This is a genomic window from Sinomonas sp. ASV486, from assembly GCF_030908215.1.
Lineage (GTDB): Bacteria > Actinomycetota > Actinomycetes > Actinomycetales > Micrococcaceae > Sinomonas > Sinomonas puerhi.
The window spans coordinates 150,632-176,132 of the sequence record NZ_JAVFJK010000009.1 but is presented as its reverse complement, the minus strand read 5'-3'; the positions used below and the strand labels follow the sequence as shown (position 1 = coordinate 176,132).

Sequence of the window (25,501 nt, the reverse complement as noted above, 5' to 3'; positions counted from 1 at the left end):
GGGCCCCTGGGCATCCATCGCCCCCGCAGCGCCCGGATGCGCCATTCAGCGGACCTCGAACGTGCAGGTGAGGCTCGCCGTCGCCAACTCGTGGGCGGCGATGTCCCTCAGTGCGCGCGAGCCCATGGTGCGCGGGGTTCCGGGGATGACGTCAGCGGAGAGCGCATGCACCGTGACGACGTACCGATGCGGTCCCGACCCGCGCGGGGGTGCGGCGCCCACGAATCCGTTGTAGCCGGCGTCGTTCACCAGCTCGAGGGAGCCGCTCGGCAGGCCGGCCTCCGAGTCCGAGGGGCCCATGCCGTCCGGCGCCCCGCCGGCGCCTTCGGGCAGCTCGTCCACGGCGGCGGGGATGTTGACCACGGCCCAGTGGCAGAAGCCACCGGCGCGCGGCGCGTCCGGGTCCATGACAGTCACGGCGAAGCTGTGCGTCCCCTCGGGCGCGCCGCTCCAGGAGAGCTGCGGCGAGAGGTCCTGCCCGTCGAGCCCGAAGTAGGCGCTCACCTGCGGCTGGGGCAGCACGCCGCCCGCCACGAGGTCCTGGCTGGTCAGCTTGAAGCCGGCGCGGGTCACGGTGTGCCTCCGTCCTGTGCACCTTCGCTCTGTGCACCTCTCGTGCGGATCTCGGCGCGCGACGGCGGATTCGCGCCCGGGCGCGAAACGGTCACCGCTGCCGCACGGGCGGCGAAGTCGAGGATGCGGGCGAGTTCGCGGACGTCGAGTCGCCGCAGCTCCGGACGCCGCTGGGCGCCGTCGAGCTCCCGGTCCACGACCGCGGAGAGCAGCGCGGCCATGAACGAGTCCCCGGCACCCACGGTGTCTGCGACCTTCACCGACGGCGCCGGGATGGCCACCTCGCCGTCGCGGCACACGCCCCACGGGCCCTCGGCCCCGCGGGTCACGACGACGAACGCCGGCCCGTCCGAGCCGCCCAGGGTGAGCCAGCGGCGCGCCGACTCGAGCGGGTCGATCCCGGGGTACAGCCACGCGAGGTCCTCGTCCGATGCCTTCACCACGTCGGAGAGCGCCACAAAGCGCTCCACCCTGATGCGGACCACCTCAGGATCGGTCGTGATCGTGGGCCGGCAGTTCGGGTCGAAGCCGATGGTTGCGCGCGGACGCGCGTGTTCGATGGCGTGCAGGACCTGGTCCGCGCCCGGCTCGAGGACCGCTGCGATCGAGCCCGTGTGGACGAGGGTCGTCGCGCTGAGGAGCGTCTCGAGCCGGCCTCGGAGGTCTGGCAGGTGCCAGTCGAGGTCGAAATGGTAGGTCGCGGCACCGTGGTGGTCCAGCTCAGCGCTCGCCACCGAGGTCGGGGCCTCGTCGGGCGGGAGCGGGACGAGCACGTTGGAGCCGTGGAGGTGGTCCGTGAGCAGGCGCCCGTAAGCGTCGTCGCCGTAGCGGCCGATGAACTGCACGGGATGGTCAAGCCGGGCCAGGCCGACGGCCACGTTGAGCGGGCTCCCGCCGGGGTGTGACTCAGTGCCCGTGGGGCGGCGTACCACGTCGATGAGCGCCTCGCCGATGACTGTCAGCATGCCACTCACGGTAGCAGTCAGGGATGCGCCGTCATACGCCCCTCGACCCTAGTCATGGGGCGGCGCGGTCGATGCGCGCACCACCAGCCGCGGCGCGCTGCACTCGTCCACAGCGGGCTCGCTCGGGAACCGGAGCCGCGCCAGTGCCGCGGCGCCGGCGGCCGCGCCGAGTTGGTGGGCGTGCAGGTCCACGGAGGTGAGGTCGATCCCGCGGAGCCGTGCCCCCCGGGAGTCGTCGTAGCCCACCACCGAGAGGTCGCCGGGAATCGTGAGCCCGAGGGCAAGGGCGGCCTCGCGCACCCCGAGGGCGAGCTGGTCGTTGTGCGCGAACACGGCCGTGGGGCGGTCCGAGGCCGCGAGGAAGCCGGCCGCCGTGGCCTCCCCCGACTCGAACGAATGCGACGGCGCCGCGACCACGCGGGGCGAGAGCCCGGCGTCGTGCATCGCCGACTCATAGGCGATCCGGCGCTCGAGATTGCCGTCCACGCCGGGGCCGGCGAGATGCACGATCCGGGCGTGCCCGAGGCCGAGCAGGTGCTCCACTGCCGCGCGGGCGCCCGCGGCGTCGTCCGAGTAGACGCTGTCCATGCCCTCGATCCGCCGCGCGACGCTGACGATCGGGACCATGCCCGCCAACTCGAGCACGTGCGCGTCCGGGCTCGTGAGGGTCGCCGCGATCACGACGCCGGCCCTCGCCTCGACGAGCGGGCCCACCTCCTCGTCGGGCTCGCTGCCCGCCCGTCCGGCGGCGAGGATCACGCGCGAGCCTGACCCGGCGAGCGCCTCGCGGACCCCCGTGAAGATGTCCGCGTAGACCTCGTTGTGGAGGTCGAGCAGGTACAGGCCGATGGCGGAGGCGCGCTTGCGCGCGAGGTCCGCGGCGACGGAGTTGGGTCGGTAGCCGAGGCGTCTCGCGGCCTCGAAGATGGCCTGCCGGGTCACCTCGCTCACGCCGGGGGCGTTGCGGAACGCGAACGAGACGAGGGTCCGGGACACGCCGACCTCCCGAGCGACGTCGGCCTGGGTGGCGGGGCGCGGCGATCCGGACGGCGGCAGCGGTGGCACAGCGTCAATCCTGCCACTGCCGTCAATCCGGCCACCGCCCGCGAATGGACCAATTTTGGGAAGTTGTCCATATGACCTTACATACAACCCTTTCGCGCGTTAGGCTTGAGTGAGACGCGGATCACGGTCCGCAGATCCCCCGACAAAGGAGTCCCCGATGTCCGCCACTCAGACATCCCATAGTTCCGCCCAGCGCGCGCTCCCGCCGCTGACCTCCGGCCCCCACTCGAAGCGACTCGGCCTCGTCGCCCTCGTCGCAACGTTCGGCGGCCTGCTGTTCGGCTACGACACGGGCGTGATCAACGGCGCGCTGAACCCTATGTCCACAGAGCTCGGACTGACCCCGATCACGGAAGGCATCGTCACCTCGTCGCTCGTCTTCGCGGCCGCGCTCGGTGCGATCTTCGGCGGGCGCCTCTCCGACACGTTGGGGCGCCGCAGGACGATCATCATGCTCGCCGTGCTGTTCTTCGCCGGCACGGTCGCGGTCGTGTTCACCCCGAACTTCGAAGTCCTCGTCCTGGGCCGCATCCTCCTCGGCCTCGCCGTGGGCGGCGCCTCGACCGTGGTGCCGGTCTTCCTCGCAGAGCTCGCGCCCTTCGAGATCCGCGGTTCGCTCGCAGGCCGCAACGAGCTCGCGATTGTCATCGGCCAGCTGGCCGCCTTCGTTATCAACGCCGTGATCGGCAACGCGTTCGGAGGCGTCGGCGGCGTCTGGCGCATCATGTTCGCGATCTGCGCACTTCCCGCCCTGGCGCTGTTCTTCGGCATGCTGCGGATGCCCGAGTCTCCCCGCTGGCTCGTGGAGAAGGGCCGCCATGACGAAGCCCTTGCGGTGCTGCGGACCGTCCGGACCGGCGACCGGGCGGCAGCGGAGCTCGCCGACGTCGAGCTGGTCGCCAAGGAAGAGCGGCAGAGCCACCAGATCGGCTGGCGCGCCATCTTCTCGAACAAGAACCTCTTCCGCATCGTCCTCGTCGCCATCGGCCTCGGCGTGGCGCAGCAGCTGACCGGCATCAACTCGATCATGTACTACGGCCAGACCGTCCTGACGGAGTCGGGCTTCAGCAAGGACGGTGCGCTCATCGCCAACATCGCTCCCGGTGTGATCGCCGTCGTCGGCGGCATCATCGCGCTGAAGATGATGGACCGCCTCGACCGCCGCAAGACCTTCATCATCGGCCTCTCGCTGACCACGGCCTGCCATGTGCTCATCGGCATCGCCTCGATGGCACTCCCTGTCGGCAACCCGGCCCGCCCCTTCGTGATCCTCTTCCTCGTGGTGGCCTTCGTCGGCTCGATGCAGACCTTCCTCAACGTTGCCGTCTGGGTCTACCTCTCGGAGATCTTCCCCCTGCATATGCGAGGATTCGGCATCGGCGTCGCTGTGTTCGCCCTGTGGGTGGTCAACGGATTCCTCTCGCTCTACTTCCCCTCGATGGTCGCGGCCATGGGAATCACCGGGACGTTCTTCCTCTTCGCCGTGGTCGGCGCCCTCGCGCTGGTCTTCGTCATCACCCAGGTGCCGGAGAGCCGCGGACGGACCCTCGAGGCCCTCGAGGAGGACGTCACCACCGGCGCGATCTACCTCGTGCACAGGAAGTAGGCGTCCGGCCGGGCCTCGTGTCCGATCCCGCTCAGACTGACCGCCGATCACCGGCGTGCCCGCGCGGCACGCCGGTGATCGCCGGTCTGGCGCTGATCGGCGTGAGTGCCCTGGGACTCCGGCGCTGGTGCGGTGGGCCTACTCGACCAGGGGCCGGTCACCGAGGCCAGGATCGAGTGGGCCCTGGTCGAGACGGAGCGGTGGGTACTCGTCCCTCATGAGGAGCACATAGGCCCAGACCCGGAAGAGCCAGCGATCGATGCCCACCACGAGCCCGAACAGCTGCGGGGCGTACCGGCCGGTGAAGAGGACGATCACCGCCGCGAAGAACACGAGGAGCCCCAAGAGGGACGGACCGGCGCCCCCGCTGGCGGTCTGAGTACCCACACCACCCGTCAGGACAGCCACGATCATCAGCTGTGGGAGGGCCAGGAGCCACGACTTGACGAGCACGAGCCCGCGGGACAGCCGCTCCGGGTAGTCCACGTCGAGGTCCGCGGGATAGTCCGCCGAGGCCAGCGAGAACGGCGGGTAACGGTCCGTCCCGAGGGCCGCGTACGCGTAGAAGCCAACGCGCCACGTCCACCGCAGGACTCCAACGCTGAAGGAGAACAGCGGGCGCGGGTAGCGGCCCGTCACCACGATGGCGAAGCCCGCCGCGATCGTGGTCACGAAGAGCGCGAACCACAGGACGGCCAGAACGATCCCGTGCGGGATGACCAGCAGCCATTTGATGATCCACAGCCCGCGCGAGATCTTCGGATCGAGGAACCCGCTGAAACGGACGGGGTAGACGGCGCGGGCCTGGGCCTGAGTGGTCGGCAGCCCGATGTCCCGTCCGAGACCGGCGGCCCCGAACAGGAGGAGCGGAACCCCGATGACCATCCCGATCAGGCCGCTGACCAGGAGGCCGGTGCCAATCGGTCCGACGAGCCGGGAACGGACACCCACTTGCAGGTCAGTCCAGAGGGGCCGGGTGGCGTCCACGTTCATGACCACGAGGGCCCAGTTGCCCTCCCGCAGGTCGAAGGTCAGCGCCTGGGTTCCCGGGCCCGAGGCTGATGCCACCCAGAAGTTCTGGTCCTTCGGCGCCCCTGGGGTTCTGTCGCCCGCGGATGCCGCCAGCTCGCCACGATCAGCCTGCCCTGAAGCGGCGGGCGGACGCACCCCGGCCGGCGACCACGCGACGTCGCCCAGCGAGGCAGACGGGACGCCGCGGAGGTAGTCAGCGACCGTGGAGGCGTCCGCAATACCGACGAACACCTGCTGGCCCGGCACGGCAGATGCCGCCGAGATCCGCACGCTGGCGAGGTCCCCGAGGCGCGGCATCCCGGGGGCGGCTTGGCTCGCGGCGCTCCCGAGATCGATGGCGACGGTGCGGGAGAGCATCGCGTAGCCCGTGGTCCGCAGACGCTCCCGCTGGGACTGCAGGTACTGCCCATCCCGCTGCGCGGCGTCACCGCTCAGCAGAACCGCGCCGCCGGCGACGAGCCCAACCCCGAGGGCCGCCAGCAGCACTCCGAGGACGAGTAGGACCCAATGACCCGGCTTCATGGCGCCGCCGCGCGCGGCGGAATCCGGGAAGGCATTGGTCGGAGATGGCTGGGCGCTCATGACTGATTCCCCCGTAGTGCATGTCCTGTGCCGCATCCACTCTGGCGCGCCCAGCCGCTGGCGGCTAGGGGCTAAAGGCCGGGGCACGACGGCGGGTGCGCACCCGCCGTCGTGCGCCCAGCGCATCACGCCACGTCATGCGGGCGGACTGGTATTGGTGACGGTTGCTACCGTGAGGCTCATGGTCTCCAACTACGACCGCCTCGACGCCGCGCAGCGCGCCATCGTGGACGCCTCCGTCGCGACGTACGAGCGCGTGCGGCCCGAGCTGAAGAACATCACGCAGGACGTGCTCCGCACGCTCATCGCGATGTTCAGGGACGCCGAGGTCGATCCTCTCTTCATCACGGGCCGCACCAAGACGGTCGAGTCGTTCCGCGAGAAGATCTCTCGGCTCGACCCCCCTGCGGTGCCCGGCGGCGAGCCGACCCTCAAGTTCCCCGACCCCTTCCGGACCCTCAACGACATGGTGGGCGTCCGGGTCATCACCAAGCTCCCCGCCGAGAACGCATCGGTGGCCAACCTCATCAAGCGGCAGCGGCAGATCTTCGACTGCCGCGGCGACCGGGAGAAGGCCATCGGCTCGATCGAGTCCGGGACGTACGGGTACTCGAGCCGGCACCTGATCCTGAGGACCCTCCAGAACGACGCCGTGCGCGCGTACCAGGCCGAGTTCAACCCTGAGCTCCCGGCCAACGGCTCGTACTTCTTCGAGTGCCAGATCCGCACGGTGTTCGCGCACGCGTGGAGCGAGATCGAGCACGACATCCGCTTCAAGGGCCAGGACCCGCGCGCCTGGAGCCCGCAGTTCGACCGCCAGTTCACGGCCACGGCGGCCATGCTCGAGGTTGTCGAGAAGGAGTTCGCCGAGCTGCACGACCGCTACGAGAAGGTGCGCGGCTTCTGGGACGAGGCGGGCGAGGGCGCTGGGCCCCTCACCCCCGATCGCATCCGCGATGTGTGGCTGACGCTCCTGCCGCACGTGGACCGCAAGATCGACGACGACTGGGCCTGGGCCGCGGAACTCGCCGCCGCCCACGGGCTGACCCAGACGCGCCAGCTCGTCGAGCTGCTCGACGCCGAGCGCATCACCGAGGTCCGCAAGGCGCTCGACCACCGCTACTCCCCCGGGCCTGACCGCCTGCTCGACGACCTGCTCCTGTGGCAGTACGGCCCCGAGCACATCGAGCTCACCGCCGAGCCGGCCGACGCGGGGTCCCACCCGCGGCGCGACTCCCTCCTGCGCAGGCTCAAGCAGATCGAGCGCTACCGGCTCGCCTGAACCCGAGCAGGGCGCCAGCGGAATGGCGAAGGGCGGCCGCCGAACGAGACGCCATGGTCGAGGCATTGTGCAGACACGAACGACGCCGGCGAGCCGCCCCGCGTGGGAGGCTCGCCGGCGTCGGTAGGTCAGCTCAGCCGCCCAGCGCGGTCAGGAGCGCCGCCCCGTTCGGGGAGCCGAGGCCCGTGCACGGATCCCAGCCGGGCCCGGCGTGGTAGGTGCCGTTGTTCCCGACAGTGATGTCATGGAAGCTGCCCGGCTGCGCGTAGAGCACCGGCTGGAAGAGGCCGAAGCGCTTCCCGGAGGCTTGGGCGAGCCGCGCGATGAGGGCCGCCCACAGGGGTGCGACCGCGCTCGTGCCGCCGATCACCATGTCCTGCCCGTCGACGCGCACGTTGTACCCGGTCTGCGGGTCGGCCACGCCGCTGACGTCGGGGACGCCCCGACCATGGGTGGTGGGGGTCGGCGTGGGCGTAGGCGTGGGCGGCTTGGGCTTTGGCTTGCGGTGCGCCGCGTTGGCAGCGTGGCCCGCGACGGAGTTCTGCCACGCCGGCGTCGGGAAGACGTCGCTGTACCCGCCGCCGGTCGCGGAGGTGGTAGGCGAGTCGTTCCAGACCGTCTCCGAGGAGATCGCGCCCGTGGCGGCGTCGGCGGAGAGCCGCGTCCCGCCGCACGCGAGGGCGTGGGGGCTCGAGGCGGGGAAGTCCGCGTGGTCGTGCCCATCAGTGACGCCATCGGTGCTGCCGCGGTCCCCGGCCGCGGCGGTGACGGTGACGCCGAGGGCGGTGGCGTCCGCGAGCGCCTGGTCGAACGCGTTGCGGGCCTGAGCCGTCCACGAGTCCTCGCTCTGGCCCCAGCTGATGCTGATCGCGCTCGGCGCGGGAGTCGCATGGGATGCGGTGGCGAGGGCGTCGAGGAACCCGGCGTCGGTGTTCGGCGCGAAGTACACGAGGATGGTCGCCTTCGGGGCGAGCGCGCCGATCACCTCGATGTCGAGCAGCACCTCGCCGTCCGCCCCCTGAGGGTCCTGCCCGGCCTGGTTCGTGGCGCCGTCGACGCCGACCGCCGTCACCGTGGGCGTGGGAGTGATGCCGAGGCCGCCGAAGTACGCATCGAGGTCGGCTTGCCCGAATCCGCCGCCGAGCTCGAGGATCGCAATGGTCTGGCCGGCCCCGTCAGTGTTGGGAGGGAAGCTGTAGATCCGCCCGAGGTCGTTCGGGTTGTAGCTCGTGCCCGCGGCCGCGAGGGGGAGCATCCTCAGCTGCGGGCGGGCTTGGGGCCGGTCGTCGAGGCCGAGCACCGCGGTGACGATGCCATCGAGCGCGGCGGGGACGCTCAGGCTGCCGGTGCGGTGGCGGTGCTCGACCGCCGCTCCGTGGGGCCCGGTGCTCGTAACCTTCTCGAGGGTCGTGCCGAAGATCGCGCTGAGCTGCGCGACGGTGCCGCCCAGCCGGATGCGGCGGGACGCCGCGTCTGCCTCGACGACCTCGGCACCGAGCCGCGTGAAGGTGTCCGTGGCGAGCTCGAGGTCCTCGCCGGCGGCGCCGTGGTGCTCGGCGAGCGCTTCACGACTGAGATGCCCGGTGGGGTGCTCAGGGAACGGTGCCTTCCGGCGAAGTACAACGGTGACCTCGATCCGCTGCGACGGATCCGCGGGTTCCCCGGAGACGATGCCGGGGGCGGCCTGCCTTTCGGAGCCCTCGAGGGTGACGCTGGGTTCAGGCGTGCTGCCCGGGTGGTTGGTGGTCATAGGATCCTCCGAACGTCGCTGCGAATGGGCTGGGCGCAAGTCACTCCTGACGATAGGACGGCGCCGGCCTGCACGCCACGGTCACGCGCATGACGCGCACAACGACTTTTGTGACTGGATATGATTGGCATCCCGCTCCAGGCCAACAGTCCGCATCGCGGACTGTTGATTCCACATTTCGAACAGCATTCGGAGCATTTAGGTGCCCTCTGCAACCATGGGGCGGTGAGCCCCATCGACACCCACCAGCCCAGCACAGCCCCGGCACGCTCCAAGGCCGACCGCGACGCGCGGCTCGCGGTCACCGTCTTTCCGATCCTCGTAGTCCTGGCGGGGCTCGCGGGCTTCCTCCTCCCGGGCCCGATCAAGGCCGGCGCGCCCGCGGTGCCGTACCTCCTTGGCGTCATCATGTTCTGCATGGGCCTCACCCTCACGCCCCCCGACTTCGCATCCGTCGCGAAGCGCCCGTGGGCCGTGGCGCTTGGTCTCGTGGCGCACTACGTGATCATGCCCGGCGCGGGCTGGGTCATCGCCACGGCTCTGGCGCTCCCGCCCGAGCTCGCCGTCGGCGTGATCCTCGTGGGCTGCGCGCCCTCAGGCACGGCGTCGAACGTCATGGCGTACCTGGCGAAGGGCGACGTCGCCCTGTCGGTTGCCGTCGCGACCGTCTCCACGCTCGTGGCACCGCTCGTGACGCCAGCCCTCACGCTCCTGCTCGCGGGCTCGTTCCTGCACGTCGACGCCGGCGGGATGCTGCTGGACATCGTGAAGACCGTGCTGCTGCCCGTGATCCTCGGGCTTGCGGTGCGCGTCTTCCTCAGGAAGGCTGTGGCGAAGCTCCTCCCGGCGCTGCCGTGGATCTCGGCCCTGGTCATCGCGGCGATCGTGGCGATCGTCGTTGCGGGGTCGGCGTCCAAGCTCGTGGCCGCAGGCGGAATCGTGCTGCTCGCCGTCGTGCTGCACAACGGATTCGGGCTGGGCCTCGGCTACCTCGCGGGCAAGATCGGCCGCCTCGACCACAAGGCGCGGCGCGCCCTCGCGTTCGAGGTGGGCATGCAGAATTCGGGTCTCGCCGCGACCCTCGCCGCGGCGCACTTCACTCCGCTCGCCGCACTGCCCTCCGCCGTGTTCTCGGTGTGGCACAACCTCTCCGGAGCGGTCGTGGCCGCGTGGCTCGCGCGCCGGCCGCTGCCGGAGGTCTCGCCCGCAGCTCCGGAGACAGCGGCGATCACAGCACAGTAGGCTCGCAGAGACGCGGCCACGACTAGGCCGACGGCTTGCGGTTGGGCCCCGGTTTCCGGGGCAGTCAAGACCCTTTGCCAGAGCGCTCGCGGCCCCCGCTCACCCCGCCGTGTGCGCGGCCTCCTCGAGGGCTTGCCGCACGGCGAGCATCACCGGGCTGCGGGCACCCGAGGCCCGCACGGACGTGAAGACCACGCGCTGCGGCGCGCCGTCGAGCGTCACGAGCCGGGCGGCGGGCAGGCGGCCTGCCCAGACGAGGTCCGGCAGCAGCGCCACGGCATTGCCCGACTCGACGAGACGCACGTGCGCCTGGAGGTCGGCGGTCTCGTAGCGCACGTCCGGCTCGAAGCCCGCGGCGCGGCACGCCTGTTCGGCCCAGTGCCGGGACGCCGCACCGTGCGGTTCCATGACCCACGGCAGGTGGGCTGCCTCGGAAAGCCTCCGCGCGGCGTCGAACGCGGGGCCCGCACCCGCTGGCGGGAGGGCGAGCCGGATCGCGTCCTCGGTGAGCCGCTCGCGGTCGAGGCCGGGATAGTGCGGCGCGGCGTGGTGCGGGTAGTGCTCGGCGACGACGACGTCGAAGCTCCGCGCCCACGTCTCGCGCAGCGCGGTCTCTGGCTCGTGCTGGACCATCTCCACGCGCAGGAGCGGATGCCGCTCGCGCAGGGTGCGCAGCGCAGTGGGCATGAGGGCGAGCACGGCCGTCTGGAAGACTGCCACGCGCACCGTGCCCTGGACCTCGCTCTCGCTCGCTGCGAGCTCGGCCTCCGTGCGCTCGAGCGCTGCGAGGAGCTCCTCCGTGCGGCCCACGAGCACCTCGGCGGCCGGGGTGAGCACGACACCGCGGCCCGACTTCCGCATCAGCTCGACGCCGGCCTCCTTCTCCAGCAGGGCGAGCTGCTGCGACACCGACGACGGGCTGTAGGCGAGGGCCTCGGCGACGCCGGCGAGCGTGCCCCGGATGCTCAGTTCGCGCAGGAGCCTCAGTCGGCGGATCTCAAGCATGGAACCCTCCTCGATAGATCGGATTTCCTCATGGATATTGATCGGAAATCATCGCTTCTCCTTTCGTATTGTCCATCACATACTGGCAGGAGACCGCATATGCGGGCGCCACGTCCCACCCGGCTGGCGCCAGAGACCCAGCCACCGATCGCCAAGGACCACCACGATGACGACGCCGCTCCACGCGCCGGACCACACGCCCGAGACGCAGACCAGCACCTCCGACGCAGGCCGCGTCAACCCTGTCCGCCCCCAGGACCTCGCCGACGAGGCCATCGCGCAGGTCCGCCGCTGGCTCGACGCCGCCGCCAAGCTCCCCGTTGACCCCGCCGCAGCTCAGCTCGCAGGCGTCCTCAAGGACCCGAACGGGCTCGCGTTCACGGTCGGATTCGTCGACGGCGTGGTCCGCCCCGAGGACCTCTCTGTCGCCGCCCGCAACCTCAAGGCGCTCGCGCCCAAGGTCCCGGCATTCCTGCCCTGGCCCATGCGCAAGGCTGTCGCACTGGGAGGCGCGCTCGCCCCAGCGATGCCCGGCGTCGTCGTGCCCATCGCGCGCCGCGTGCTCCGCGAGATGGTGGGCCACCTCATCGTGGACGCCTCCGACTCCAAGCTCGGTCCGGCCATCTCCAAGATCCGCACCCCCGGCATCCGCCTCAACGTGAACCTCCTCGGCGAGGCGATCCTCGGCCAGGGCGAGGCCGCGCGGCGCCTCGAGGGCACGCGCAGCCTGCTCGCGCGGGACGACGTCGACTACGTCTCCATCAAGGTCTCCTCGACCGTCGCCCCGCACAACCACTGGGCGTTCGAGGAGGCGGTCGAGCACATCATCGAGTCCCTCGCGCCGCTCTACCGTCTCGCCGCCTCAAGCGCCGCCCCCAAGTTCATCAACCTGGACATGGAGGAGTACAAGGACCTCGACCTCACGATCGCCGTCTTCACGCGCCTCCTCGACCGCGAGGAGTTCCGTGGGCTCGAGGCCGGGATCGTGCTGCAGGCCTACCTGCCGGACGCACTCGGCGCGATGATCCACCTGCAGGAGTGGGCCTCGCGGCGTGTGGCGGCCAGCGGCGCTCCCATCAAGGTCCGCGTGGTCAAGGGCGCCAACCTCCCCATGGAGCACGTTGACGCAGAGGTCCACGGCTGGCCCGCAGCCACGTGGGGCTCGAAGCAGGAATCGGACACCTCTTACAAGGCGGTGCTCGACTATGCCCTCACCCCGGAGCACCTCGCCAACGTGCGCGTTGGAGTCGCAGGGCACAACCTGTTCGACGTCGCGCTCGCGTGGCTGCTCGCGAAGGCACGCGGCGTGGACACGGGGGTCTCGGGCGGCAAGGGTGTCCTCGAGTTCGAGATGCTCCTCGGCATGGCCTCGGCCCAGGCGCAGGCCGTGCTCTCCGACGTCGGCCACCTCCTTCTTTACACGCCCGTGGTGCACCCGGGCGAGTTCGACGTGGCGATCGCCTACCTGATCCGGCGCCTCGAAGAGGGCGCGAGCCAGGACAACTTCATGTCCGCCGTGTTCGAGCTGGATTCCAGTGAGGTGCTCTTCGAGCGCGAGAAGAAGCGCTTCCTCGCCTCGCTCGCGGCCCTCGGGACCGCGCCGTTCGCGGACCCCGCGGGGCGCCGCACGGTCCCCGGGCCGAACCGCACGCAGGATCGGCGCACCACTGCGGGCTCCGCGCACGACGCCGGCACTCCCCGCTCGTCTGGGGGGTTCGAGAACACCCCGGACACCGATCCGGACCTTCCCGCGAACCGTCTCTGGGGCCGGGCGATCATCGCACGTGCGAAAGACAGCCGGATCGGCATCGACACGGCGGATGCGGCGACCCTGCCCACGGAGGGCGAGCTCAACGCCGTCGTGCGGGCCGCGGTGAGCGCCGGCGAGCGGTGGGGTGCCCTCAGCGGCGCCCAGCGCGCCGTCGTGCTCGATGCAGCGGGCCGGGCGCTCGAGCGCCGCCGCGGCGATCTGCTCGAGGTGATGGCCTCCGAGGCCGGCAAGACGATCGATCAGGGCGACCCTGAGGTCTCCGAGGCGATCGACTTCGCGCACTACTACGCGGAGCTCGCACGCGGCCTCGACACCGTGGACGGCGCTGTGTACTCCCCGAGCCGGCTCACGGTCGTGACCCCGCCGTGGAACTTCCCAGTGGCGATCCCCGCCGGGTCCACCCTCGCGGCGCTGGCCGCCGGCTCCGGCGTGGTGATCAAGCCGGCGAAGCAGGCGCGCCGCTCGGGATCCGTCATGGTCGAGGCTCTCTGGGAGGCGTTCGACGAGACGGCGGCGCAGACCGGCGTGGGCCGCGAAGTGCTCCAGCTCGTGCAGCTCCCGGAGGGGCAGCCAGGGAGGTCCCTCGGCCAGAAGCTCATCGCCCACCCGGACGTGGACCGAGTGATCCTCACCGGCGGGTACGAGACCGCGCAGCTCTTCCGCTCGTTCCGGCCCGACCTGCCGCTGCTCGCGGAGACCTCCGGGAAGAACGCGATCATCGTCACGCCCAGCGCCGACCTCGACCTCGCGGCGAAGGACGTCGCCTACTCGGCGTTCGGGCACGCTGGGCAGAAGTGCTCGGCGGCCTCGCTCGTGGTGCTCGTGGGCTCCGCCGCCAAGTCGAAGCGGTTCCGGAACCAGCTCGTCGACGCCGTGCAGTCGCTCCACGTGGGCTACCCGTGGGACGCGCGGACTCAGATGGGTCCGGTCATCGAGGCCCCGGGCGAGAAGCTGCTCCGCGGGCTGACCACGCTCGGCGAAGGCGAGAACTGGGTCCTCACCCCGCGCCAGCTCGATGACTCCGGGAAGCTGTGGAGCCCGGGCGTGCGCTCTGACGTGAAGCCCGGCTCGGAGTACCACCTCACCGAGTACTTCGGCCCGATCCTCGGCGTCATGACCGCCGAGACGCTCGAGGAGGCCGTGGCGCTCGTCAACCAGATCGACTACGGCCTCACCTCCGGCCTGCACTCCCTCGATCCCGCCGAGCTGGACTACTGGCTCGAGCACATCGAGGCCGGCAACCTCTACATCAACCGCGGGATCACGGGCGCGATCGTGCAGCGCCAGCCGTTCGGCGGCTGGAAGAAGTCCGCTGTGGGCGCCGGGACCAAGGCCGGCGGTCCGAACTACCTCGTGGGCCTGGGCTCATGGGCAGACGCACCGGCCACGTCGGTAGCGGCGATCCGCAACCAGGCGGTGAGCGGGCTCCTCGACGCAGCCTCTGCCGCACTCCCCGCGGACGACGCCGTGTGGCTGGCTGCAGCTCTCGGCTCCGACGCCGCCGCGTGGGCCTCGGAGTTCGGTGTCTCCGAGGACGTCTCGGGGCTCGCCTGCGAGCGCAATGTGTTCCGGTACCGGCCGCTGCCGGTGACCGTGCGGTACGAATCTGCGACCTCGGGGCACGGTATCGCGGAGCTCCTCCGCGTGGCGGCAGCGGGGATCCTGGCGGGCTCGCCCGTGACGGTGAGCAGCGCCGTCGGGCTTCCCGGCTCGACCGCGGACGTGCTGAACCAGCACGGGGTGTCCGTCACGGTTGAGGATTCTGCCGGGTGGCTTCGGCGGGCTGCGATGCTCGGCTCGGGCCGTGTGCGGCTCATTGCCGGTACGGGCGCCGCCGCGCGCGCGGCTGTGAGCAGCCTCGCGGACACCGTCGGCGGCACGCCGGATGTGGCCGCGTATGCCCACCCGGTCGTCTCGGCCGGACGCGTGGAGATCCTGCCGTTCGTGCACGAGCAAGCCGTGTCGGTCACCGCGCACCGCTTCGGGACCCCGAACCCGGTAGTACGAGCGCTCGTTCTCTAGGTGCCCCCTGCCGGCTGGCCTGCCTTGGCGAAGAGCTCGTTGATCACCGCCGCCATCTCGTCAGCACGCGGCTGCGGATCGGACCCGACCGGCCAGATCGTCGCCAGTTCAACGGACAGTGTGCCCTTTCTGGCCCCGACAAACAGGTGCCAGACGCCCGAGTCCGGATGCTCATGGGCGATCGCGTAGGTCGAGTCCGCGGCGACGTCCAAGCCCAGACGACGTATCGAGGTCCATTGGCTGGTGCTGCTGCTGGCCGTGTCGGAGAAGACCTGCTCCTGGATCACGGGACAGTCACGCAGGTCTGCGGCGCGCTTGTCGAAGGGGTACGGCTGGGCAGCCCCAGTGGGCATGCTCACCAAGTTGACGGTGAGGCCAGCGATGAACAAGGTACTTCCCATTGTTGTCATCGAGGCAGGGAACTCCCCGCCGACCCACGTGGATCCGCGCAGCGCAGAGTAGTAGGTCCCGTCGCTGTAGGTGCATTTTTCCATCGGGCCCACGGATGTGCCGTCCACAACGGTTCCCGCGGCGGTATCCACCTTCTTCCCGCCGGGGCCAGACACACTTTGGAGCAGGTCGGTCAGCTGCTGGGGGCTCATGGCGTTCGCAGGCGGCGGCGTGACGACCGGCGGATGCTTGAGCGACTGGTGGATAAGCTCCTTTGCAACGCCCGCCATCGCGTCCAGAGTGGGCTTGGCGTCGGCCTCGCTCTTCAGGGATGGCACCGCACGGAACATGCTGATCGAGATCGTCCCTGCGAGGACTCGAAGCCCCACTCCTGTGGCCCCACTCTGTGCGTCGGGCCGGCCCATCAGCGCGTAGGACCTGTCTCCTACCGAAGGAGGCGTGATCATCATCAGCGTCTGGGGGGCTGCGTCTGTCCCCACCTCGGTCGCCGTGAACTGGGCGCACCGGGAGAGGATCTCGTCTGTGTAGTCAAAGTCGGCCACTGCGAGCCTGCCGGCCTCGGCGCTGCGAATCGTGAACCGAATCTGGCTCGTCGGGTCAGTCTCGTCGAGGAGTGGCACGGCTCCCATCGCGAAGCCGACGCTCAGATCCTTGAGTGCCTCGTCCGAAGTGGGCAGATGGAATGCAGAGCATTCGGCCGGCTGCATCGTGTACTGAAGCGGGGAGATCGGGTGGGTATCGAACGAGGTGCGCGTGATCTGGCTGTCATCCACAAAGTTCGGGTTCAGGCCGCGCTCCCCGAGCATCGCGTATCCGACCGCCATCAGCTCCTGGTCAGTGAACACCTTCGAGGGGACGGTCGGCTCAGGCTCAGCGGCCACGCAGCCAGAAAGGACCATGATTCCAGCCAGTCCCATCGCGATCAGGGGTGCCGGCGCGCTCCACCGCCGGCTCCTTCTCCGGTGGACGTTGCGGTAAGCAGGCATCGCGGGGCATCCGTTCGATAGGCTCTCCGGCCCTGCGGGGGATTGCTGGGCTCCTGCCCCGAACGCTATGTTTCGGACCGACGGCGAACTAGGGGACTTGGGCCCATCGATGCGCGGGATGTGACCTCAGTGTGAGGATGTCTGGTGTGGGGCCGGGGCGCGCGTACGCTGGCCCCATGGAGCCGGCATGCCTGTGAAGAGCGCGGGGATCCTGCTGTACCGCCAAGCGGGCATGGACCTGGAGGTGTGGATCGCCCACATGGGCGGACCGTTCTGGGCGCGCAAGGACGATCGCGCGTGGTCGATTCCCAAGGGGGAGTACGGCGAGGGTGAGGACCCATTCGAGGCAGCACGGCGCGAGTTCGCGGAGGAGATGGGCTCGCCCGCGCCGGACGCCGAGTACGCGGCCCTCGGCGACTTCCGCCAGCCGTCGGGCAAGGTCATCACGGCGTTCGCTGGCGACGCGGAGTTCGCACCCGAGCGGATCGTCAGCAACACCTTCCCCCTCGAATGGCCGCGCGGCTCCGGCAAGATCCAGTCGTTCCCCGAGATCGACCGCGCGGAATGGGTCACCGAGACCGTGGCCAGGGCCAAGCTCGTCAAGGGCCAGCTCCCGATCCTCGACGCGTTGGTCCAGCGCCTCGCCTGAGGGCACCTCGACCGACCGTCCAGACGGACGGATAGACGGACGGACGGATGGACAGGGCGCGTGGGCAAGATCACCCACGAGAACGGCGTCCCTGCGACCTTCGGCCCTAACCCCACGTTCACCTGTCCGGCCCACAATGCCCTCATGAACCATCGCGCCACGACCGAGCCCGAGGCCGCGCAGCACGTTGATCCCCGGTCTTCGGTAGACAGACTCCTCCGCGACCTGCGATCGAGCCGCCGCGGCCTCACGGGACGCGAGTCCGCGAGGCGCCAGGTCGTCTACGGGCCGAACATGCTCACCCGCAAAGGCGGCCGGAGATGGCCCCGGCAGATTCTGGGCCAGCTCACGCAGCCGCTCGCCCTGCTGCTCTGGCTCGCAGCCGTCCTGAGCTTTATCACCGGGTCCGGGGCCCTGGCCGCCGCGATCGTGGCGGTCATCCTGATCAACGCGGCGTTCGCCTTCCTCCAGGAGCGCCACGCCGAGCACGCGGTCGAGGCGCTCGCGGCCTACCTGCCTCCCTCGGCCCGCGCCATCCGCGACGGGCAGGAGACCCTCGTGGACGCGCGGCTGCTGGTTCCCGGCGACGTGATCGTTGTCCGAGAGGGCGACCGGGTCTCAGCCGACGCGCGGCTCCTTGAGGGTTCCGTCGAGATGGACGTCTCGACGCTCACGGGCGAGTCCCTCCCCGTGCTGCGGACCGCCGAAGGCGACTCGTTCGCGGAGCGCCTGCTGGACGCCTCGGACATGGTCTTCAGCGGGACGAGCTGCACGGGCGGCGAGGCGACCGCCGTCGTGTTCGCGACCGGCATGCACACCGAGCTCGGCCGCATCGCGGCGCTGTCGGAACGCGTGGGCCACGAGAGCAGCCCGCTCGAGAGGCAGGTCACCCGCGTCGCGAGGGTCATCGCGATCGTGGCGATCGTGATGGGAGCGGCGTTCATCCCTGTCGGCACGCTCCTCACAGGCCTACCGCTCGGCGACACCCTGAACTTCGCGATCGGCCTTCTCGTGGCCAACGTCCCGGAGGGCCTGCTGCCCACGATCACGCTCGCGCTCGCCGTCGGCGTCCGCGTCCTGGCCCGCGAGGGCGCGCTCGTGAAGCGGATCTCCGCCGTCGAGACCCTCGGCTCGACGAGCGTGATCTGCACCGACAAGACCGGCACGCTCACCATGAACCAGATGCGCGCCGTCACGCTCTGGACTCCGGACGGGACGCTCGCGCTCGAAGGCGCTGTGCCGCCTGCCGCGCCCGGCTCGCCCGCCGCCCGGCTCGCGGCGGCCGGAGTCGCGTGCAACAACGCGCACATTGCCCCGGACGGGACCGAGACGGGCGACCCGACGGAGCTCGCTTTCCTCCACGCGGCCGCCACGCTCGGTCTGCCCAACAACCGTCTCGGCGTCGTGCGGCTCGCCCAGTTCCACTTCGACCCAGTACTGCGCCGTATGTCCACTGTCGACGCCGCGGCAGGAGAATCGGCGGTCCACTGCAAGGGCGCCCCGGAGGAGCTCCTGCCGCTGTGCGACTGGATCTCCGCGCCCGACGGCGGCCGCGAACCCCTCTCGGAGCGGGACCGCACGCACGTGGTGGAGACGGTCAACGACTGGGCTGAACAGGGGCTGCGCGTCCTCGCCGTCGCCGAGAAGGCCGTCCCCGGCGACGGCGCGGCGGGCCTCAGCAGGCACGACGCCGAGCGAGGGCTCACGCTGCTGGGAATCATCGCGCTCCTGGACCCCCCGCGCCCCGAGGTGGCGGACGCCGTCGCGCGCTGCCACGCAGCCGGGATCCGACTCATCATCGTCACGGGCGACCACGGCCTGACCGCCCGGGGCATCGCGGCCCGGGTAGGCATCGGCGACGGCGACATCCGGATCGTCAGCGGCACCGAGCTGGACCACATGCCGGAGGCCGAGCTCGACGCCCTCCTGGCCACGGACCGGGAGATCATCTTCGCGCGCAGCTCGCCCGAGGCGAAGCTGCGCATCGCGGACGCGCTGCGGGACCTCGGGCACGTCGTAGCGATGACGGGCGACGGCGTCAACGACGCCCCCGCTCTGCGGCGCGCCGACATCGGGGTCGCCATGGGTCGCTCTGGGACGGACGTGGCCCGGGAGGCCTCGGCGATGGTCCTCACCGATGACGATTTCGCGTCGATCGTGAGCGCCGTCCGCTCAGGCCGCCGGGTCTACGACAATGTCCGCAAGTTCATCGTGTACATCTTCGCCCACGCGACCCCCGAGGTCGTCCCCTTCCTCCTCTACGCGGTCGCGGGAGGAGGGATTCCGCTCCCCCTCACCGTGATGCAGATCCTCGCCGTGGACCTCGGCACCGAGACACTCCCGGCGCTCGCCCTCGGCCGGGAGCCCGAGGAGCCGGGTACCATGGACCGGCCGCCGCGCCAGCGGGGGCAGAACGTGATCGATGGACCGATGCTCGCCAGAGCGTGGGGGCTCCTCGGGGGGATTTCGGCCGTCCTCGTCACGGGCGGGTTCCTCGCGACGCTCATCGCCGGCGGGTGGCATTTCGGCGCCCCCACCGCATCGGGACCCCTCCACGGAGTGTGGGTCCAAGCCACAACGATGACCTTCCTCGGCATCGTGGCGTGCCAGATCGGGACGGCGTTCGCTGCACGGACCCAGACCGCCTCGCTCGCACAGATCGGGATCGGCACCAACAAGCTCCTGCTGTGGGGCATCGCGTTCGAGATCGCCTTCTCGGCGGCGATCGTGTATGTCCCGCCGCTCCAGCTCGTCTTCGGGACCGCAGCCCCGGAACCGTGGCAGCTGCTCATGCTCGTGCCGTTCCCCTTCATCGTCTGGGGCTCCGACGAAGCGGTCCGCTACATCCGGCGGCGCCGGGCCCGGACGGGCGTGGAGCTCAAGCCCGCCGCCGTGTGAGAAACTGCGCCTCGGGGCCAAAGCAGGCCGCCCGCGCGGCAAGGAGGGGACATGGCCACGAGCCTCCCGGAGCATCCTGACTTCGGCGCCAGCACGGCGGAGGAGCACGTCTGGAACAGGCTCATGGAGCAGCTTCCGGACAGCGCGGTGGTCTTCCATTCGCTCAAGCTCGCCCACCTCGGCGAGCGGGAAATCGACTTCCTCGTCCTATGGCCCGGGGTCGGGGCAGCCGTCCTCGAGGTCAAGGGCGGAGTGGTGCGACGCTCACGCGGCCGCTGGTACACGCGCAGCCGCGGCGGGCAGGACCACGCGATCGAGAATCCGGTGGACCAGGCCCGGGCCGCCAAGCACAAGCTGCGCGCATACCTCGACGGGACGGCAGCGCACGGCACCCGGTTCGCCGAGCTCGCGGTGTTCCCGTTCACGAAGGTCGGCCACGACTTCCACTCCCCCGGCACGCCCCTCTCGATCCTCGCCGGCCAGAACGACCTCGACCACCTCGCCGAGAAGATCAAAGCCGCAATCCACGCCGAAGGCACGGGCGTGCATCTCCGCCGGGGAGGCGAAAGCACGTTCGAAGCCCTGATCGAGGCGCTCCTCGCGAACACCGAGGACATCGGACCAGCGCGGGCCAGCGCCGTCGAACTCGAAGAGCACGCCGAGCACCTCACCGAGAACCAACGCGTGCTCCTCGATTTCCTCGCCGAGCAGCCACGCCTGCACATCCAGGGGACCGCAGGGAGCGGGAAGACCTACCTCGCCCTCGAGCAGGCTCGCCGGCTGGCCCAGGCAGGAGAGCGCGTGGCGGTCCTGTGCTTCAACCAGGGGCTGGCCGGCCACCTCAACGAGGTGGGCGCCCGGTGGAAGAGGCCCGCCGAGTACATCGGCACGTTCCACGAGCTCGCCGAGTACCTCGATGTGCGGCTCTCCCCGGACGACGGCGCCCTGCAGCACTTCTACGACGTCAGCCTTCCGCAGGCGCTCACCCGGGCGGCCCGTGCCCTGCCGGACTTCCGCCGGTTCGACTCGATCGTCGTGGACGAGGGGCAGGACTTCCGCCCGCTGTGGTGGGAGACCGTGCTCGTGAGCCTGCGCCATCGCGGGGGCAATGGCCTGTACGTGTTCAGCGACTCCAACCAGTCGGTGTACCACAGCCGTCCCGCCCGGCCGCTCGGCATGGTGCCGTTCTCACTGCGGGAGAACCTGCGCAACACGAAGCAGATCGCCAACCTCGCGGGAGCCTTCACGGGTCGGGAGCAGCGGGTCCGCGGCCTGGCCGGGGATCCCGTCGAGGTGATCGACGTCCCCGTGGACAGGGCCATCGCCGCGGCGGACGACGCCGTCGATCGCCTCATTGCAGAAGGCTGGGATCCGGGGCAGATCGCCCTCTTGACTACCAAGTACAGGCATCCCGAGCAGGAGAACCAGATCCGCATCCTCGGGAAGGCAGGCTACTGGGCCGGGTACTTCGGCGACCGGGACGTCTTCTACTCGAGCGTGCAGGGGTTCAAGGGGCTCGAGCGGTCCGCCGTCGTCCTGGCCGTCAACGGCTGGCATGCGGACCTCGGCCCGGAGCTGCTCTACACGGGAATCAGCCGGGCACGGAGCAGGCTCGTCGTCGTCGGCCCGCGTGCTGCCATCGAAGCGTGCGGCGGGACCGCCGTCGCGAAGAGGTTCGCGGAGGCGACGGTGACCCCGGCCGCGACAGGGTAGACACCTGAACCGTAGACCGGGAGAAGGCACCCACAACGCGCTGGCGTCTCAGGGGGCGTCAAGGAACCCGAGGACGTCCTGGGCGAAGCCGGGGGTGAGCTGGACGCCCACATGGCCGCGGCCGTAGTACATGATGAGCCGGCCGTTCGGGAGGCCGCGCGCCGTCTCACGGAACACCGCAGGCCCGTACGGAGTGTCCTCGTCCCCGCCGATCACGAGGGTCGGGACGCTGATCTCGGTGAGCCTGGCCGTGAGGTCGAAGGCGTCCTCGGCGCGCAGCACAACGGCGAGGTCGTCGGTCGAGCCGCGGTACACGAGTGGGCCCACAAGCCAGCCTGCCCAGCCCTCGAGGCTGCGCGCGGCGGGGCGGACCCCGATGAGCCGGACCATCTCGGAACCGGCGCCCCGGAGGTCCCCGGCCTCGAGCCGCGCGAGCAGGGCACGCTGGCCGACCTTGCCCGCAGGACCGAGCCTGCAGCCCGATGCAACGAGGACGAGCCGCCGCACGAGGTCCGGGCGATCGGCAGCGAGCTGGAGTGCCACGATGCCGCCGGTCGAGATACCCATGACATCCACGGGGGCGCCGAGCCTCGGAAGGCGGTCCGCGTAGTCCGCGGCGATATCTTCCATGGTTGCGTCGGGGCCCAGGCCCGCGCGCCGGTTGACCCACCAGACCTCGCGGCTCCGGGCGAGCGGCCCGAGCGTCCGGGACTCTGCGAGGAAGGCCGTGCCGCGCGGAACAACGTGCCGCGGCGTGAGTCCGGGCAGCACCACGAGCGGACGCCCGGTGCCCAGCCGGAACGAGGGCATTCCCTCGAACGGGTCTCCGCCGCTCACCACTCCCCCGCTGCCCTCCAGTCCCTATCCGAACTCGATCCGCTCCACGGTGCTCCGCGTCAACGAGCTCAACGCCCGCGCCGTTGCCCGGGCCTGCCCTTGCCCGATGCCGGACGTCCCTTGCCGCCGCCGGGCTTTCCGCCCCGGGTGCCGAACTTGCCGCCCCGGGCGGACTTCGCCGCGCGGCTCGCCTCATTGCGGGCCTTGGCCTCCTTGGACTGCGTGGCGGCCAGGTTCTCGCGGCGCTTCTGCGCGGCCTCCTGCTGGTCGCGCTGAACCGAGGCCTGCCGGGAGCTGTTCGCCCCGCGCCCGCGGACCACGCCGATGAACTCCTGGATCAGCTCCGACTCGTCCTCGCGCCGCCAGGCGATCCCGACCGCATAGGGTTCGACGCCGGTCACCGGCCGATAGCGGAGGTCCTTGCGGTTGAAGTGCCTCACCACGGACATCGGCATGATCGCGAGCCCCGCCCCGCCCTCGACGAGGTCCAAGCGCTCGGAGGGCCCGCCGTCGTACTCGAAGAGCTCGTCCTCGACCTCGCCGAGGGGAATCTCCTCGAACGCCTGGATCTCGTGGCCCTTGGGCGCCACGACCACGGGCAGCTCCTCGTACAGCGGGATGACGTGGAGGGCTTCCTTGTCCCTGTCCACGGGCAGCCGCACGAAGGCCACGTCCGCGGTGCCGTCGCGCAGGACGGCGAGCTGCTGGGCGTCGTCGACCATCTGGGAAGCGAGCGGCTGGTCGGGAAAGCGCTCCTCCCACCGGTGGAACCACTTGCCGGGTGCGACCCCCGCGACGAAGGCGACCTTCAGGGCATGGGCACTCTCAGGCTGCATGGGTCCACGGTAGCCTTGATCCCATGAGCTCGAACCCCAAGGCCGCGTCCCAGTCCATGAAGCCGGCCACCGCCGCGAAGAAGCTCGGCATCTTCCTCCCCGCCACGCCTGCGGAGTTCCAGGAAGGTGCGGTGACGCGCGAGGAGTTCGACGAACTGCGCGCCAACCCGCCGGCGTGGCTCACCGAGCTGCTCGAGAAGGGCCCGCACCCGCGGCCGGTCGTGGCGCAGAAGCTCAACGTCACCATCTCCGGCCTCGCCCGCGCTGGCATCACCGAGGCGCTCACGACGGCGGAGATCACGGCGCTGCTCGAGAACCGGCCGCAGTGGCTCCAGGAGGAGCGCGCCAACATGGCCTCGGTCCGCGAGGAGGCCCGGCGGGTCAAGGCAGAGGCCGAGCAGAAGGCCGCTAAGGTCGCCTCGGCCGCACACGGAGCAGCGGCGGAGAGGTCGCTGCGCGGCGGTCGCCACGGCTGACGGGCCGCCTCCCTGCGTTGCGGGGTCACCACCCAACGATGCGGAGTCACCTCCCAACGATGCGGAGTCACCACCCAACGATGCGGAGTCACCACCCAACGATGCGGAGTCACCACCCAACGATGCGGAGTCACCTCCCAACGATGCGGAGTCACCACAGGCCGAGCGTCTAGGCTTCCTCGGCGCTGTTCGCCTCGATAGCCGTGGTTACCGTCTGGGTTGGCGGGACATAGTGGATTCCGGAGACGATTCCCGCGGCGCTGGCCTCTTGGGCAGGGAGAGCTGCGAGTCCGAATAGCGCTACCCCCAATGCGCCCAAGATCGCAGCACCGATCCGGGCGCGACGCGATGCATAAGGCTGAGTTTCCGATGAATTCTCCATGGCACCAGAATCTCGTCCGGTGCTGTGCGGCTTATCTCGTGGACCTGTGCTGGGCCTAGGCGCTCACCGCACAGACGCGAAGATCACCCTCGACGATGGGAGGTGGACCCGCAACGGTGAAAGCTGACTTCGCAACGGTGAGAGATGACCCCCCAACGGTGAAAGGTGACCCCGCAACGCGTGCCTGCCCTTGGGAGGCTCCGGACGGCCCGGGGGCCCGTTGTGCACGGCTCAGCTCGGCGGAAACAGGTTTCTACCGCGCTCAGTCACAGTGCGCAGGGCCACCGCGGCGGCCGGATCAGGCGTTCGGATCGACCAGGATCTTCACGTGGTGCTCGTTGTTGTTGATGAGCTGGTCATAGCCCTCGGTGACGAGATCGTCCAAGGGGATCTTGGCGGTGATGAAGGGCGCCAGGTCGAGCTTGCCGGACTGCACGAGCGCGATGGTGCTGGGGTGGTCGTTCGCGTACCCGATGGTGCCGCGGAGGTCGATCTCCTTGAGCACGAGGGAGGGCATGTCGACCGGAGGCTTGTGCCCCCAGATGGACACGTTCACGATGACTCCGCCGGGCCGGACGGTGGCCATGAGCATGTCCAGCACGGCGGGGACGGAGCTGCATTCGAAGCCGACGTCTGCACCCTTGCCGCCGGTGCGCGCCCGCACCTGCTCGGCGACGTCGCCTTCGCGCGGGTCGAACACCTCGTCCGCCACCCCGGTGTCCCGCGCCATCTGCTTGCGGGCCTCGCTCAGCTCCGAGATGAACACCGTGAGGCCGGACGCCTTCAGCACGGCCGAGGTCAGCAGGCCAATCGGACCCGCGCCGCCCACGATGGCGACGTCGCCGGCCTTCGCGCCGCTGCGGACAAAGGCATGGTGCCCCACGGAGAGCGGCTCGATCAGTGCGGCCTGATCCAGGGGGATGTCCCCGATCGGGTGGACCCAGCGCCGCTGGACCACGATCTTCTGCGCGAGGCCCCCGCCCCGCCCACCCAGACCGATGAAGTTCATGTCCTTGGAGAGCTGGTAGGCCGCCCCAGGTCCGGTGTCGACATCGTCGTGGATGATGTAGGGCTCGACGACCACATTCTGGCCGACCTCGAGGTCGGTGACCCCATCGCCGAGCGCCGTGATCGTGCCGGAGAACTCATGGCCGATCGTCACCGGGGCCTCCTCGCCCGAGATCGGATGCGGCGACCCCTTCGGCGGTATGAAGATCGGGCCCTCGAGGTATTCGTGCAGGTCGGTGCCGCAGATCCCGCACCAGGCGACGTCGATCGCGACCGTCCCAGGCTTGAGCTCGGGCTCCGGAATGTCCTCGATGCGGATGTCTTTCCGGTCGTAGTACCGGGCAGCTTTCATGACGGACCCCTCCATCGTCGGTGGCTTCGGGAGCCAGCCTATCGGCCCTCCAGGCCGC

The 25,501-nt window shown here is 70.3% G+C and carries 18 protein-coding genes; 8 read left to right on the top strand and 10 right to left on the bottom strand.

Annotated features, from left to right (window positions below; genetic code table 11):
* Window positions 1–45 precede the first annotated feature (45 nt).
* Genes RBS60_RS14100 through RBS60_RS14090 form a run of 3 tightly spaced genes read right to left on the bottom strand, consistent with a single transcriptional unit; the run spans window position 46 to window position 2,603 of the window.
* Window positions 46–573, bottom strand: a complete 528-nt coding sequence (locus RBS60_RS14100) for a YbhB/YbcL family Raf kinase inhibitor-like protein (protein ID WP_307958200.1) — start codon at window positions 571–573, stop codon at window positions 46–48.
* Entirely contained in the window at window positions 570–1,538 is a 969-nt protein-coding gene (locus tag RBS60_RS14095) for a carbohydrate kinase (protein ID WP_307958199.1), read from the bottom strand. Before RBS60_RS14095 ends, RBS60_RS14100 begins: the two co-directional genes overlap by 4 nt.
* A gap of 48 nt (window positions 1,539–1,586) precedes the next feature.
* Window positions 1,587–2,603: a LacI family DNA-binding transcriptional regulator gene (locus RBS60_RS14090; RefSeq protein ID WP_307958198.1), complete on the bottom strand. Its 1,017-nt coding sequence runs from the start codon at window positions 2,601–2,603 to the stop codon at window positions 1,587–1,589.
* A gap of 157 nt (window positions 2,604–2,760) precedes the next feature.
* Here RBS60_RS14090 and RBS60_RS14085 point away from each other — a divergent pair, with 157 nt between their 5' ends.
* Complete coding sequence (locus tag RBS60_RS14085; protein WP_307958197.1) at window positions 2,761–4,209, top strand: sugar porter family MFS transporter; 1,449 nt, start codon at window positions 2,761–2,763, stop codon at window positions 4,207–4,209.
* Between the two features lie 138 nt (window positions 4,210–4,347).
* On the opposite strand, the gene RBS60_RS14080 is transcribed toward RBS60_RS14085, so the two are convergent.
* Complete coding sequence (locus tag RBS60_RS14080; RefSeq protein WP_307958196.1) at window positions 4,348–5,823, bottom strand: DUF4389 domain-containing protein; 1,476 nt, start codon at window positions 5,821–5,823, stop codon at window positions 4,348–4,350.
* Window positions 5,824–6,004: 181 nt separating this feature from the next.
* On the opposite strand from RBS60_RS14080, the gene RBS60_RS14075 reads away from it, so the two are divergent.
* Window positions 6,005–7,105, top strand: coding sequence for a (p)ppGpp synthetase (locus tag RBS60_RS14075; protein ID WP_307958195.1), 1,101 nt, complete (start codon window positions 6,005–6,007; stop codon window positions 7,103–7,105).
* 133 nt (window positions 7,106–7,238) lie between these two features.
* Here RBS60_RS14075 and RBS60_RS14070 read toward each other — a convergent pair whose 3' ends face one another.
* Entirely contained in the window at window positions 7,239–8,855 is a 1,617-nt protein-coding gene (locus tag RBS60_RS14070) for a S53 family peptidase (RefSeq protein WP_307958194.1), read from the bottom strand.
* 234 nt (window positions 8,856–9,089) lie between these two features.
* Here RBS60_RS14070 and RBS60_RS14065 point away from each other — a divergent pair, with 234 nt between their 5' ends.
* Complete coding sequence (locus RBS60_RS14065; protein WP_307958239.1) at window positions 9,090–10,097, top strand: bile acid:sodium symporter family protein; 1,008 nt, start codon at window positions 9,090–9,092, stop codon at window positions 10,095–10,097.
* 99 nt (window positions 10,098–10,196) lie between these two features.
* Here RBS60_RS14065 and RBS60_RS14060 read toward each other — a convergent pair whose 3' ends face one another.
* A complete protein-coding gene (locus RBS60_RS14060) occupies window positions 10,197–11,102 on the bottom strand; it encodes a LysR family transcriptional regulator (RefSeq protein WP_307958193.1) in 906 nt (301 codons plus the stop codon).
* Between the two features lie 166 nt (window positions 11,103–11,268).
* On the opposite strand from RBS60_RS14060, the gene RBS60_RS14055 reads away from it, so the two are divergent.
* Window positions 11,269–14,895 carry a bifunctional proline dehydrogenase/L-glutamate gamma-semialdehyde dehydrogenase gene (locus tag RBS60_RS14055; protein ID WP_307958192.1) on the top strand — a complete coding sequence of 1,209 codons (3,627 nt, stop codon included), beginning with the start codon at window positions 11,269–11,271 and terminating at the stop codon, window positions 14,893–14,895.
* On the opposite strand, the gene RBS60_RS14050 is transcribed toward RBS60_RS14055, so the two are convergent.
* Window positions 14,892–16,187 (bottom strand): hypothetical protein, encoded by a 1,296-nt coding sequence (locus tag RBS60_RS14050; protein ID WP_307958191.1) that lies wholly within the window; start codon window positions 16,185–16,187, stop codon window positions 14,892–14,894. The genes RBS60_RS14055 and RBS60_RS14050 overlap by 4 nt on opposite strands.
* A gap of 292 nt (window positions 16,188–16,479) precedes the next feature.
* Here RBS60_RS14050 and RBS60_RS14045 point away from each other — a divergent pair, with 292 nt between their 5' ends.
* From RBS60_RS14045 to RBS60_RS14035, 3 genes are all read left to right on the top strand, one after another.
* Window positions 16,480–16,941, top strand: a complete 462-nt coding sequence (locus RBS60_RS14045) for an NUDIX domain-containing protein (protein WP_307958190.1) — start codon at window positions 16,480–16,482, stop codon at window positions 16,939–16,941.
* A 144-nt stretch (window positions 16,942–17,085) separates the two neighbouring features.
* On the top strand, window positions 17,086–19,839 hold the full coding sequence (locus RBS60_RS14040; RefSeq protein WP_307958189.1) for a cation-transporting P-type ATPase: 2,754 nt from the start codon (window positions 17,086–17,088) through the stop codon (window positions 19,837–19,839).
* 51 nt (window positions 19,840–19,890) lie between these two features.
* Window positions 19,891–21,552 (top strand): NERD domain-containing protein, encoded by a 1,662-nt coding sequence (locus RBS60_RS14035; RefSeq protein WP_307958188.1) that lies wholly within the window; start codon window positions 19,891–19,893, stop codon window positions 21,550–21,552.
* A gap of 48 nt (window positions 21,553–21,600) precedes the next feature.
* On the opposite strand, the gene RBS60_RS14030 is transcribed toward RBS60_RS14035, so the two are convergent.
* Both RBS60_RS14030 and RBS60_RS14025 read right to left on the bottom strand, forming a co-directional pair.
* Entirely contained in the window at window positions 21,601–22,389 is a 789-nt protein-coding gene (locus RBS60_RS14030) for an alpha/beta hydrolase (protein ID WP_307958187.1), read from the bottom strand.
* A 68-nt stretch (window positions 22,390–22,457) separates the two neighbouring features.
* A complete protein-coding gene (locus tag RBS60_RS14025; protein ID WP_307958186.1) occupies window positions 22,458–23,225 on the bottom strand; it encodes a LysR substrate-binding domain-containing protein in 768 nt (255 codons plus the stop codon).
* A gap of 56 nt (window positions 23,226–23,281) precedes the next feature.
* Between RBS60_RS14025 and RBS60_RS14020 the strand changes: the two genes are divergently transcribed.
* A complete protein-coding gene (locus tag RBS60_RS14020) occupies window positions 23,282–23,701 on the top strand; it encodes a DUF5997 family protein (protein ID WP_307958238.1) in 420 nt (139 codons plus the stop codon).
* Window positions 23,702–24,381: 680 nt separating this feature from the next.
* On the opposite strand, the gene RBS60_RS14015 is transcribed toward RBS60_RS14020, so the two are convergent.
* Entirely contained in the window at window positions 24,382–25,443 is a 1,062-nt protein-coding gene (locus RBS60_RS14015) for a 2,3-butanediol dehydrogenase (RefSeq protein ID WP_307958185.1), read from the bottom strand.
* Between the last annotated feature and the right edge of the window lie 58 nt (window positions 25,444–25,501).

Coding starts and splice junctions, on each gene's coding strand:
- RBS60_RS14035 (WP_307958188.1), top strand. CDS start 19,891: ATGGCCACGAGCCTCCCGGAGCATCCTGACTTCGGCGCCAGCACGGCG.
- RBS60_RS14060 (WP_307958193.1), bottom strand. CDS start 11,102: ATGCTTGAGATCCGCCGACTGAGGCTCCTGCGCGAACTGAGCATCCGG.
- RBS60_RS14095 (WP_307958199.1), bottom strand. CDS start 1,538: ATGCTGACAGTCATCGGCGAGGCGCTCATCGACGTGGTACGCCGCCCC.
- RBS60_RS14075 (WP_307958195.1), top strand. CDS start 6,005: ATGGTCTCCAACTACGACCGCCTCGACGCCGCGCAGCGCGCCATCGTG.
- RBS60_RS14020 (WP_307958238.1), top strand. CDS start 23,282: ATGAAGCCGGCCACCGCCGCGAAGAAGCTCGGCATCTTCCTCCCCGCC.
- RBS60_RS14055 (WP_307958192.1), top strand. CDS start 11,269: ATGACGACGCCGCTCCACGCGCCGGACCACACGCCCGAGACGCAGACC.
- RBS60_RS14045 (WP_307958190.1), top strand. CDS start 16,480: ATGCCTGTGAAGAGCGCGGGGATCCTGCTGTACCGCCAAGCGGGCATG.
- RBS60_RS14070 (WP_307958194.1), bottom strand. CDS start 8,855: ATGACCACCAACCACCCGGGCAGCACGCCTGAACCCAGCGTCACCCTC.
- RBS60_RS14080 (WP_307958196.1), bottom strand. CDS start 5,823: ATGAGCGCCCAGCCATCTCCGACCAATGCCTTCCCGGATTCCGCCGCG.
- RBS60_RS14025 (WP_307958186.1), bottom strand. CDS start 23,225: ATGCAGCCTGAGAGTGCCCATGCCCTGAAGGTCGCCTTCGTCGCGGGG.
- RBS60_RS14015 (WP_307958185.1), bottom strand. CDS start 25,443: ATGAAAGCTGCCCGGTACTACGACCGGAAAGACATCCGCATCGAGGAC.
- RBS60_RS14040 (WP_307958189.1), top strand. CDS start 17,086: ATGAACCATCGCGCCACGACCGAGCCCGAGGCCGCGCAGCACGTTGAT.
- RBS60_RS14085 (WP_307958197.1), top strand. CDS start 2,761: ATGTCCGCCACTCAGACATCCCATAGTTCCGCCCAGCGCGCGCTCCCG.